Source organism: Mesorhizobium sp. M1E.F.Ca.ET.045.02.1.1 (genome assembly GCF_003952485.1).
In the GTDB taxonomy this organism is placed as follows: Bacteria; Pseudomonadota; Alphaproteobacteria; order Rhizobiales; family Rhizobiaceae; genus Mesorhizobium.
The window spans coordinates 2,131,627-2,143,328 of record NZ_CP034447.1; the positions used below are offsets into that span (position 1 = coordinate 2,131,627).

The 11,702-nt window shown below is 65.6% G+C and carries 10 protein-coding genes; all 10 read left to right on the forward strand.

Annotation, left to right across the window (positions count from 1 at the left end):
* Positions 1 to 120 precede the first annotated feature (120 nt).
* The 10 genes from EJ070_RS10280 (at position 121) to EJ070_RS10325 (ending at position 11,701) form a co-directional block, all read left to right on the forward strand.
* A complete protein-coding gene (locus tag EJ070_RS10280) occupies positions 121 to 1,398 on the forward strand; it encodes an ATP-binding protein (RefSeq protein WP_126091253.1) in 1,278 nt (425 codons plus the stop codon).
* Positions 1,398 to 2,135, forward strand: a complete 738-nt coding sequence (locus EJ070_RS10285) for a response regulator transcription factor (protein WP_126091254.1) — start codon at positions 1,398 to 1,400, stop codon at positions 2,133 to 2,135. The genes EJ070_RS10280 and EJ070_RS10285 overlap by 1 nt, the downstream gene beginning before the upstream one ends.
* A gap of 127 nt (positions 2,136 to 2,262) precedes the next feature.
* Positions 2,263 to 2,457: a 4-oxalocrotonate tautomerase family protein gene (locus tag EJ070_RS10290; protein WP_126091255.1), complete on the forward strand. Its 195-nt coding sequence runs from the start codon at positions 2,263 to 2,265 to the stop codon at positions 2,455 to 2,457.
* Positions 2,457 to 3,347, forward strand: coding sequence for an SMP-30/gluconolactonase/LRE family protein (locus EJ070_RS10295; protein ID WP_126091256.1), 891 nt, complete (start codon positions 2,457 to 2,459; stop codon positions 3,345 to 3,347). Before EJ070_RS10290 ends, EJ070_RS10295 begins: the two co-directional genes overlap by 1 nt.
* An 87-nt stretch (positions 3,348 to 3,434) precedes the next feature.
* A complete protein-coding gene (locus tag EJ070_RS10300; protein WP_126091257.1) occupies positions 3,435 to 4,451 on the forward strand; it encodes an ABC transporter substrate-binding protein in 1,017 nt (338 codons plus the stop codon).
* A 45-nt stretch (positions 4,452 to 4,496) separates the two neighbouring features.
* The gene (locus EJ070_RS10305; protein ID WP_126091258.1) at positions 4,497 to 5,960 is read left to right on the forward strand and encodes a sugar ABC transporter ATP-binding protein; all 1,464 of its coding nucleotides are present in this window, start codon (positions 4,497 to 4,499) and stop codon (positions 5,958 to 5,960) included.
* Position 5,961: 1 nt separating this feature from the next.
* Complete coding sequence (locus EJ070_RS10310; RefSeq protein WP_189350471.1) at positions 5,962 to 6,939, forward strand: ABC transporter permease; 978 nt, start codon at positions 5,962 to 5,964, stop codon at positions 6,937 to 6,939.
* A 4-nt stretch (positions 6,940 to 6,943) separates the two neighbouring features.
* On the forward strand, positions 6,944 to 7,891 hold the full coding sequence (locus EJ070_RS10315; RefSeq protein ID WP_126091260.1) for an ABC transporter permease: 948 nt from the start codon (positions 6,944 to 6,946) through the stop codon (positions 7,889 to 7,891).
* Positions 7,892 to 8,272: 381 nt separating this feature from the next.
* Positions 8,273 to 10,333, forward strand: a complete 2,061-nt coding sequence (locus EJ070_RS10320) for a 3-hydroxyacyl-CoA dehydrogenase NAD-binding domain-containing protein (RefSeq protein WP_126091261.1) — start codon at positions 8,273 to 8,275, stop codon at positions 10,331 to 10,333.
* Positions 10,334 to 10,675: 342 nt separating this feature from the next.
* Complete coding sequence (locus EJ070_RS10325) at positions 10,676 to 11,701, forward strand: BMP family protein (RefSeq protein ID WP_126091262.1); 1,026 nt, start codon at positions 10,676 to 10,678, stop codon at positions 11,699 to 11,701.
* The last annotated feature ends 1 nt before the right edge of the window (position 11,702 follow it).

Genomic DNA, 11,702 nt, shown 5'->3' on the forward strand with positions numbered 1-11,702 from the left:
TCAAGCGCTCACTATTTCGCAAGCAGGGAGGAATGCGGGAAACAGCGCTTGCAGCCGTGCCATATGGCTCGGCATTGCTCGTTTTTGCGCGGCATTCGTCCAGCGGCAAGGGAGGAGACGATGTCGGAAGTATCTCCCCAACTGATCGACCGGTTGCTCGCGATTTCGCGGGCTTTAGCCGGCCACATCGATCCGGGCTCGGCATTCCGTGCGACGGCGATCGAGATCGGCACGCTCATACCGCATGACCACATCGACCTGGCGGTGCTTTCGCTCGATGGCCGCATGCATGCCTGCTACGAGGCCGGGTTCCACACAAGCTGGAGCGAGCTTGCGCAGCATCCGATCGAGGGCAGCCCGATCCGTCGCGTGCTGCGGGGCGAGACGCCTTATCTTCTGTCCGACAATGCGCTCGTCGACGACCGCTTTCATTTCGACGGAGCTTTCGACGGCCCGATCTTCGCCGCCAAGCTGCGCAGCCGCATCATCGTGCCGCTCAGGGCGCGCGGCAGCGTGATCGGCGCGCTCAATATCAGCCGGCACGAGGCCGGGTGCTACACGCAGGCCGACGTCGACGTCGCCCAGCAATGCGCCGATCTCATCGGGCCCTATATCTTCGCGCTGATCCAGACCGAGGAAGCGCGCCGCGCCATGCTCGCCGAAAGCGAGGCGCGCAACCGGGCGGAGCTGCTGCGGGTCGGCGCCTCGCAACTGACCGCCGGCATGGAACGCGAGCGCCGCCGCATGGCGATGGACCTGCACGACCAGACGCTCGCCGACCTCGCCCGCATCGCGCGCCAGGTCTCGGCCTTCCGCAGCCGGGGCGTGGCACGGACGGCCCAGCTTGCCGATCTCGAGCAGGAGGTCGCGGGCTGTCTGGCGGAACTGCGCCACATCGTCGACGACATGCGGCCGAGCGTGCTGGAATTGTTCGGCCTGCGCGATGCCGTCGAGGCGCATCTCAACCGCAGCGTCGCCAGGGCCAAGCCGCCGATCGCGGTGCGCATAGCCGACACCAGCGACGGCAGCGCCGACAACCTGTCGGAAACGCTGCGCACGGCGCTCTACAGGATCGTGCAGGAAGCGATCAACAACGCGGTGCGCCATGCCGGGCCGAGCCGCATCGAGGTGCAACTGGCCTCGACGCCAAATACGTTCAGCGTGACCGTCACCGACGACGGCCATGGCTGCGGCGCGGTCGACCCCGCCGCCCAAGGCGGCATCGGCCACATGCATACGCGGGCGGCCCTTGTCGGGGCGCGGCTGCGTTTCGAGCCGGCCAACCGCAAGGGCGGCACGCGGGTCGTCATCGAGATCGACCGCGAGCCGGCGGCCGACAAGGTTTTGGCACGTGGCGCTGCGGCAACCGAGGGTAAGCCGGTGGCGGAGGTGGTGTGATGCTGGTCATGATCGCGGAAAATGACGGCCTGCACCGCACCTTCGCGCGGCGCACCGTCGAGCAACTATGGCCGGGCGACGTCGAGGTGATCGAAGCCGGCGACGGCGAGGATGCCATCAACCTCGCGGCCGAGCGGCAGCCGCCGCATGTCGTGCTCGACCTGCAGCTTCCCAAGGCGACCGGCATCGAGGTGGCCCGCGCCATCTGGAGCCGGCGCGCCGGCACGCATATCCTGTTCTGGTCGAATTTTGCCGACGAGGCCTATGTGCGGGGCGTGGCGCGCATCGTGCCGCCGGGATCGGTCTATGGCTATGTGCTGAAGTCGGCCACCGAAGAAGGCATGCGCTCGGCGCTGCGCGGCGTGTTCCGCGAGGGGCATTGCATCATCGACCGCGAGATCCGCGGCATCCAGCATCGCGTTCAGGACCGCTTCGAGGGCATCACCGACGGCGAATATGAAAGCCTGATCGACATCGCGCTCGGCCTGACAGATAGGGCGATCGCGGCGCGGCGCGGCCTGTCGATCCGTGGCGCGCAGAGCCGCATCAAGCATGTCTACGACAAGCTGGGCATCGTGCCGCCCGAGGAGGGGGCCGGCGAAGCGTCGGTGTTCAACTCGCGCACGCGGGCGATCTACCTCGCCATGGCGCGCGGGTTGATCAACATAGACGCGTTGCGGCGCGAGCAGGAACAGCTCGACGCCTGGCTCGCGCAGGCGACGCCATTGCAGGAGTAGCGACCTTGAACGCCGCGACTGTGCAAAACCACAGTCGGTGCTGCGCATAGGCCGCTATCGCCCGATCCCCATCCCGACTAGGCTTTTGTCTGACAAGAATAAAAGACAAGAATCCCGGGGAAGCGCCATGCCGTTCGTCAGCATACGGATACTCGAGGGCCATTCGCAAAAGCGCAAGGACGAGATCTCGCGCCGCGTCACCGAGGCGATCAGCGAGATCGCCGAACTGCCCAAGGAAGCCATCTGGGTGGTGATCGAGGATGTGCCAGGCAGCGACTGGTTCGTCGGCGGCAAGCCGGTGCGGGAACCGAAGGGCTCGTAATGTCGATGCCCGCACACGCCCGTCATTCCGGCTTCGACGATGTCGTCGGCAATGCGGCGATGGAGCGGCTGGCCACAGGGTATTCCTTCATCGAAGGGCCGGTGTGGCACCCTTACGAGAAATGGCTGGTCTTTTCCGACATTCCGCAAAGCCGCATGTACCGGCTCGGCAATTCGGGCGAGATCGAGCTTTTCCGCGAGCCGAGCCAGATGGCCAACGGCAACACGCTCGACCGGCAGGGGCGGCTGGTGACCTGCGAACACGCGACCAGCCGGGTCACCCGCGCCGAGCCGAGCGGCGCGAAGACGGTGCTCGCCACCCACTATCAGGGCAAGCAGCTCAACAGCCCGAACGATATCGTCGTCGCCACCGGCGGCTCGATCTATTTCACCGATCCGACCTACGGGCGGGCGGAGTTCTACGGCGTGCCGAGGTCGCAGGAATTGCCGCACCAGGGCGTCTACCGGATCGACGGCGACGGCGCCCGGCTGACGCTCGTCGCCGATGACTTCACGCAGCCCAACGGGCTCTGCTTCTCGCTCGATGAATCGCGGCTCTTCATCAACGATACCGAGCGCGGCCATATCAGGGTGTTCGGCGTGGAAGCGAACGGCGATCTCAACGGCGGCGCCGTGTGGGCGGTGACGGAAGGCGATGAGCCGGGCTCGCCGGACGGGATGAAGATCGACAGCCGGGGCAATCTCTATTGCACCGGGCCCGGCGGTATCCATGTCTTCGATGCCTCGGGCGATTTGATCGGCGTCATTGCGACACCGGAATTTTGTGCCAATTTCACCTTCGGCGACGATGATCTCAGGAGCCTCTACATTGCCGCCTCGACATCGCTCTACCGGTTGAGGGTCCGCGTGCCGGGGCTGAGGTTGTTTTGAGCGAACGGGCTCGGATTTGATTGGAGTGAAGCCGGCCCGGAAGGCCGATGGAAGTGCAGCAGTCAACACATCTGGGAGGATAATGACATGAAGAAACTACTGGTCTTGAGCGCTCTTGCAGCCATGCTCGCCTCGGGCACGGCGCTTGCCGGCACGAGCGGCAAGAAGATCGCCTTCTCCAACAACTACGCCGGCAATTCGTGGCGGCAGGCGATGCTCGACAGCTACGGCATCGTCACCAAGAAAGCGGTCGAGGACAAGGTGGTCGCGGCGGCGGATGTCTTCACCACCGCCGACAAGGAAGTGCCGACCCAGGCCGCGCAGGTGCAGAACCTGATCCTGCAGGGCTATGACGCCATCGTCATCAACGCCGCCTCGCCGGATGCGTTGAACGGCGCCATCAAGCAGGCTTGCGACGCCAACATCGTCGTCGTCTCCTTCGATGGCATCGTCACCGAGCCTTGCGCCTATCGCGTCGTCGTCGACTTCAAGGATATGGGCAAGCAGGAAGTCGAGCAGATGGCCAAGTTCCAGCCGAAAGGCGGCAATCTGCTGGAAATCCGCGGCCTTGCCGGCACTTCGATCGACGATGCCATCCATGCCGGCATTCTCGAAGGCGTCGCCGCCCATCCCGAGTTCAAGATCGTCGGCTCGGTGACCGGCGACTGGGACCAGACGACGGCGCAGAAGGCGGTGGCGACCATCCTGCCGTCGCTCCCCGACGTCGTCGGCATCGTCGACCAGGGCGGCGACGGCTATGGCGCCGCGCAAGCCTTCGCCGCCGCAGGCAAGCCGCGACCGACCATCATCATGGGCAACCGTCAGGACGAGCTGAAGTGGTGGAAGGAGCAGAAGGAGAAGGACGGCTACACGACCTGGTCGGCCTCGATCGCGCCCGGCGTGTCGACGCTCGCCTTCTGGGTGGCGCAGCAGGTGCTCGACGGTCGTAAGGACATTCCGCACGACCTGCTGGTGCCCTATCTTGCCTTCACCCAGGACGATTTCGAAGCCGCGCTGCCGAAGATCAAGGAGGGCGGCGTCGCCACCCACGAATACACGCAGGAAGAAGCCGTTGCGGCCATCAAGGCCAACATCAAGCAATAGTGGCCAACGTTGCCAGCCGCATCGGCAACCGGATAAAAGTTGAGGATGCTCCAGGCTATTGCAGACATCGTCAGGCTGGACGGCGCCGAAAAACATTTCGGCGCCGTCCGGGCGCTCAACGGCGTCGATTTTCATGTCGGCGCCGGCGAATGCGTCGGGCTGGTCGGGCACAATGGCGCAGGCAAGTCGACGCTCATGCATATGGTGGCGGGCACGCTGCGGCCCGACGGCGGGCAGATCGCCGTGCGCGGCAATCAGGAAGCCGCCTATTCCGTGGCGCGCGCTCTCGAGCTCGGCATACGCTGCGTCTTCCAGGAGCTGTCGCTCTGCCCCAACCTCAGCGTCGCCGAGAACACGCGCATCAACCATCCCTCGCTCGCCGGTTTCGGCTGGCGGCGCAAGGCCGCCGACCTCATTCAGGCCAAGCTCGATGAGATCTTTCCCGACCACGGCATCGCGGCGGACGATATAGCCGGCGACCTCTCGATCGGGCGGCGGCAGATGGTCGAGGTGGCGCGCGCCTTTACATTGACCCGCGAGCCGCTGCACCTGGTCATCCTCGACGAGCCGACCTCGTCGCTCGACGCGCATACGGCAGGCCAGTTGCTCGCTTTCGTGCGCCGCTTCGTCGGGGCGGGCGGCAGCTGCATCCTGATCTCGCATGTGCTGGGCGAGGTGCTGCAGAATGCCGACCGCATCGTGGTGATGCGAGACGGCAAGGTGGTCGCGGCCGATGCCGCCAGCGCTTTCGACCGTGACAAGCTGGTCGCCGCCATGGGTGGCGCCGAGGGCCATCAGCGGACCGCTAAAGAGACGCGGAAGGCCGAGGCCGGTGCGCTCAGAGTGCGGGCGCGTCCGGCACGGCAGCAGGATGGCAAGGAACTTGTCGCCCGCGCGGGCGAGATCATCGGCCTTGCCGGTCTTGCCGGCCATGGTCAGACGGACCTTTTGCTCGCAATTTTCTCGGCGGCCTCGCGCGCCAAGGCCGGCATCGAGGTGACGGCGCCGGTCGCGCTGGTCGCCGGCGACCGTCAGTCGGACGGTATCTTTGCGCAATGGTCGATCGCGCAGAACATCGGCATCCGCTCACTGGCTCGGCTGCGCAACGGGCTGCTGATCTCGCCGCAGCGCGAGGCGGAATTGGCCGAGTTCTGGAAGAAGAAGATCGGCATCCGCACGCCGGACATGAGCAACAACATCTATTCCCTGTCGGGCGGCAACCAGCAGAAGGCGCTGTTTGCCCGCGCGCTCGGCTCCGATGCCGAGATCGTGCTGATGGACGACCCGATGCGCGGTGTCGATGTCGGCACCAAGCTCGAAGTCTACGACCTTGTGCGCGAGGAGGCCGCCAAGGGCCGCACCTTCCTCTGGTACACCACCGAAACCGAAGAGCTCGACAATTGCGACCATGTCTATGTCTTCAAGAACGGCAGGATCGTCGCCAATCTGCGGCGCGACGAGCTGACGGAGGAAAAGATCATCCAGTCCTCCTTCGGCGATGCGGCTTGAGATGACGGCGCTCGCTCCCGGCACGGTCCCGAAATCCTCACCACGCGGCAACGCGGCCCGGGCACGCATGCTGCGCGGCCTTTTGCCGGCGCTGTCGCTGGCGCTGGTGCTGATGGCGATCGCCTGGCTGAACCCGCGCGCCATCAGCTATTTCGGCTTCAACCTGATGCTGAACCTGGCGATCCCGATCGCGCTGGCGACGATCGCGCAGATGTTCGTCATCGCCGGCAACGAGCTCGACCTGTCGATCGGCACCTTCGTCGGCTTTGTCGGCTGCGTCACCGCGACGTGGCTGCGCGACGCGCCGCTCATCGGCATCGCGGTGCTTCTGGGATCGATCGGCGTCTACGCGCTGCTCGGCGCGCTGATCCATTTGCGCAACCTGCCTTCGATCGTGGTGACGCTCGGCATGAGCTTCGTCTGGCAGGGGCTCGCCATCCTCATCCTGCCGAAGCCCGGCGGCAAGGCGCCGGACTGGCTGCTGGCGATCCTGGCGTTCAAGCCGCCCTACATACCGTTCCCGATCCTTGCGGCGCTGCTGATTGCGGCGGTCGTGCATTTCGGCCTGATGCGCACCTCCTATGGCGTCATCTTGCGCGGCTCCGGCGGCAATGCCGCGGCGCTGAGGCGCGCCGGATGGTCGCTGCTCAGGACCAAGATCGGGCTGTTCGCGCTGACCGGGCTGTTCGGCGTGCTCTCCGGCATGGCGCTGATCGGCATCACCACCTCGGCCGACGCCAATATCGGCAACGGCTACACGCTGCTTTCGATCGCCGGCGTCATTCTGGGCGGCGGCGAATTCGTCGGCGGCCGGGTGTCGCCGATCGGCGCGGTCCTCGGCGCGCTGACGCTGGCTTTGGCCGCCTCGCCGCTGCTCACCTTCATGCATATCCCGCCCGACTGGCAGGTCGCCGCCAATGGCGCAATCCTGATCATCGTGCTGGCGGCGCGGGTGCTGATCAGCCGCAGGGAGAGGTGAGAAGATGGCCTCTGTGCGGATGCTGCTCGAAAAACCCTGGCTCTGGTCCTTCGTGGGCGCTCTCTTCGTATGGCTGGCGACGGTTGCCTTCACCGGCGGCTACGGCGCCGGCGGCATGGTCACGGCAGCACTTTCGCTGGCCGTCTTCACCGTCATCGTCGGCGTCGGCCAGATGTTCGTGATCACGCTGGGACCAGGCAATGTCGACCTGTCGCTGCCGGCCAATATCGGGCTGGCCAGCGCGGTGGCGATGAAGGTGATGGGCGGCAGCGACTCCATGATCATCGTGGGACTGCTTGCGGCGCTTGCCTGCGGGGCGGCCATCGGCATCATCAACTACCTGCTGATCTGGGCGCTGCGCATCCCGCCGATCATCGCCACGCTGTCGGCGAGCTTCATCATCCAGTCGGTCGACATCAGCTATGGCCGCGGCCTGCAGATCAAGCCGCCGCCGGGCTTCGCCGATTTCACCAACTGGCAGGTCCTCGGCATCCCGGTGCTGGCGATGCTGACGGTGGTCTTCACCGTCGGCGCGGCGCTGGCGCTGCAGCGCATGATCTATGGCCGCTCGGTGCTGGCGATCGGGCAGAACATCCGCGCCGCCTGGCTCGCCGGCGTCAATGTCGGGCGAATCCGCTTCCTTACCTATACGCTGTGCGGCGCGCTCGGCGGCATCGACGGGGCGCTGCTCGCCGGCTATTTCCGCGGCGCCAATGTCGATATCGGCAACGAGTATCTGCTCGCCTCGATCGCGGTCGTGGTCATCGGCGGCACCTCGGTCGCCGGCGGCAAGGCCAACGTGCCCGGCGTCTGGGGCGCTGGCCTGTTCCTGGTGCTGTTGCTCACCATGCTCAACACATTCGGCGTCAGCGCCGGCGTGCGGCTGGTGCTGACCGGGCTGATCATCGTCGGGGTGATCACGGCAGCGGGTGGGGAGAAGGCCGTGCGATAGTCGCGTTGGCGCAGGGCTGCGAGAGGTTGGCGGGACAGCCCTCTGGCCTGCCGGCTTTCGTCGCTCGGAAAGCCAAGCAATTGGCTTTCCGTCCGCTGCGCGGACCGCTCCTCAACCGCCGCAAGAGGGGGGATTGGACGTCGCTTTGGCTTTCGCCAATCTCAAACATCGCAGGAATGAGCGGAGCGCTCAAGCTTCCGATCTCCCCCCTTGCGGGCCTTGCGGGGGAGATGCCCGGCAGGGCAGAGGGGGGTGTGAAGGAACGCAACGCTTCCGGCTAAGCTTTCCGACAAGCATTGTGCCAGCACGGCATCCGGTTTCAATTCGCGACGCGGCGTAATAAACCCGTCCTGGTCGCAGCCGGGTCTCGGGAGGTTCCGCTTGTCCAATTTCGTCGACGTCGCGAACGAGAACGGCGTGGCGGTGGTCATAATCGACAATCCACCGGTCAATGCGCTGAGTTTTCATGTCCGCAAGCCGCTCCATGCGGCGCTCGCCGCGCTGCGTGACGATCCTGCCGCCAGGGCCATCGTCATCGCCTGCGCCGGGCGCACCTTTGTCGCCGGCGCCGACATCACCGAATTCGGCAAGCCGGTCGAGCAGCCGGAGCTGCGCGCCATCATCGCCTTGCTGGAAACCATCGCCAAGCCGACCGTCGCCGCCATCCACGGCACGGCGCTGGGAGGCGGGCTGGAACTGGCGCTCGGCTGCCATTTCCGCATTGCCGATCAAGGCGCAAAGCTCGGCCTGCCGGAAGTGAAGCTCGGCCTGCTGCCGGGCGGCGGCGGCACGGTGCGCCTGCCGCGCCTGGTGGGTGCCGCGAAAGCGCTCGGCATGATCGTTTCGGGCACGCCGATTTCGGCCGGTGAAGCCAAGGCGGCGGGTCTTGTCGACGCGGTGTTTGATGGCGATCTGTTGGCAGAAGCAATTCGTTTCGCTAGCGAAATGGCTGACCGAGGCGGAGCGTTCATCGCTGTCCGAGACCGCAACGACCGTCTGGCTGAAGCCGATCTTGCCGCTTTCGACGCCCGGGCGGCTGAACTCGCCAAGAAAGCGCGCGGGCTCGAGGCGCCGCTTGCCTGCACCGAGGCCGTGCGCAACGCGATCACCTTGCCTTTCGACGAAGCTCTGGCTGCCGAGCGCCAGCTCTTCCTGCAACTCGTTTCCGGCGACCAGTCGCGGGCGCAGCGGCATCTGTTCTTCGCCGAGCGCGAGGCCGCGAAGGTGCCGGGCAAGGATCTGCAGCGACGCAATATTGCCCGCGTCGGCATCATCGGCGCCGGCACGATGGGCGGTGGCATCGCCATGGCCTTCGTCAATGGCGGTTTCCCGGTGACCTTGCTGGAGACGAGCGAGGAAGCGCTGCAACGTGGGCTGACGACGATCGACAAGAACTATGCCGTCTCGGTCAGCCGTGGCTCGCTGACGGAGGAGGCGAAACAGCAGCGTCTCGGCCTGTTCAAGGGCAGCACCGACTATGCCGACCTTGCCGATTGCGACCTGATCATCGAGGCCGTGTTCGAGGACATGGCGGTGAAGAGGGAGGTGTTCGGCCGGCTCGACGCAGTCGCCGGGCCCGGCGCCATCCTCGCCACCAACACCTCCTATCTCGACGTCAACGCAATCGCCGCCTCGACCTCGCGGCCGCAGGACGTGCTCGGCATGCATTTCTTCTCGCCGGCCAATGTCATGAAGCTGCTTGAGATCGTGCGGGCCGAGAAAACCGCGCCGGATGCGCTGGCGACGGTCACCGATCTGGCGCGGCGCGTCGGCAAGGTGGCGGTCGTCGTCGGCGTTTGCCACGGCTTCGTCGGCAACCGTATGCTGTCCGCGCGAGGTGCAGAGAACGAAGCGCTATTGCTCGAAGGCGCGACGCCAAGTCAGGTCGACAAGGCGTTCACCGATTTCGGCTGGCCGATGGGGCCGTTCCAGATGGGCGATCTCGCCGGCCTTGATATCGGCTGGCGCAACCGCAAGGCGCGCGGCCAGACGGCGGTCATTGCCGATACGCTGTGCGAGCAGGGCCGCTTCGGCCAGAAGACCGGGCGCGGCTGGTACCGCTATGACGGCGGCTCGCGGGAGCCGGTTGCGGACCCGGACGTCGAGGCGCTGATCCGCGCCAAGGTGGCGGAACTGGGTATCGCGCCGCGCGCGATCGACGCGGAGGAGATCATCGAGCGCACGCTCTATCCACTGGTCAACGAGGGCGCGAAGATCCTCGAGGAGGGGATCGCTGCGCGGGCGTCAGATATCGATGTCGTCTGGGCCAATGGTTACGGCTTTCCGGTCGGCAAGGGCGGGCCGATGTTCTGGGCCGGGCTCGAAGGGGCCGGCAAGATCGTCGAGCGGCTGGAGTATTGGCACGCAAGGACAGGGCGGCTGATCTTCGAGCCGGCGCCGCTGCTGAGAAGGTTTGCGGAGACGGGGCGCTGGGAGGGATAGTACAGCCATCCGGAACAAGCGCCGGAGTTCCTTCGCACCCCCCTCTGTCCTGCCGGACATCTCCCCCGCAAAGGGGGGAGATTGGCAGTTCTGGCGCCTCGCTGCTCTTGCGAAGCCCGAGATTGGCGAAGGCCGTCATGACTGCTGATCTCCCCCCTTGCGGGGGAGATGGCCGGCAGGCCAGAGGGGGGTGCTGTCCCGCCGATCTTCTCGGCTTACACACAACGATCGACGGCCAAATTTGACCATGTGGACAAAACTCAGGCGGCGTTCCATAGTCTTGGCGTCTGACATTTTTTGAACGGCCGGCTCGACACGGCTGTCGAACAGAGGGGCACTTCAATGGAAAACGATCATAGCAAATCGCAACGCGCCGGCCTGTCGCGGCGCAACGTGCTGGAACTCGGCGCGCTCGGTCTCGCGGCGGCCGCGCTGCCCGGTATGGCTTTCGCCAAGGACAAGAAGCTGAAGGTGGCGGCGATCTTCGCCACGCCGATCGAGGAGCCGTGGGACAACCAGATCCATGTCGCCCTGCAGAAGGCCCAGAAGGAGCTGGGCATCGAATACAAATGGTCGGAAAAGGTGCAGACCGCCGACTTCAGCCGTGTGATGCGCGAATATGCGCAGGGCGGCTACCAACTGGTGCTGGGCGATGCCTTCGCCGCCGAGCGCGAATCGCGAAAGACCGCCAAGCAGTTCCCGAAGACCGCCTGGCTGTTCGGCTCCGGCGCCGGTCCGGCCGAACCCAATTTCGGCGTCTTCGACAACTGGATCCATGAGCCGGCCTATCTGTCCGGCATGATCGCCGGCAAGATGTCGAAGTCGGGCACGGTCGGCGCTGTCGCGGCGATGGGCATTCCGGAAGTGAACCGGCTGGTCAACGCCTTCTTCGCCGGCGCCAAGGAGGTCAACCCGAATGTCAAGAAGAAGGTCGCCTTCATCGGCTCCTTCTTCGATCCGCCGAAGGCCAAGGAAGCGGCGGTGGCGCAGATCGATGCCGGCGTCGACGTCATCTATGCCGAGCGCTTCGGCGTCATCGAGGCGGCGGTGGAGAAGAAGATTCTCGCCATCTCCAACATGTCCGACCAGTCGAGCCTCGGCCCCGACACGGTCATCACCGGCCCGGTGTGGGACATGTATCCGACGGTCGAGCAGGCGATCAAGCTGGTCAAGGCCGGCGTCTTCACCGCGCAGGACTATGGCGACTTCTCGCGCATGGCCAAGGGCGGCTCCTATCTGGCGCCCTACCACAAGTTCGACAAGACGCTGCCGGCGGAGGTCAAGGACCTGGTCGAGAAGAAGAAGGCCGAGATCCTCGAAGGCAATTTCCGCGTCGACGTCGACGAGAACACGCCGGTTTCGGATTGAG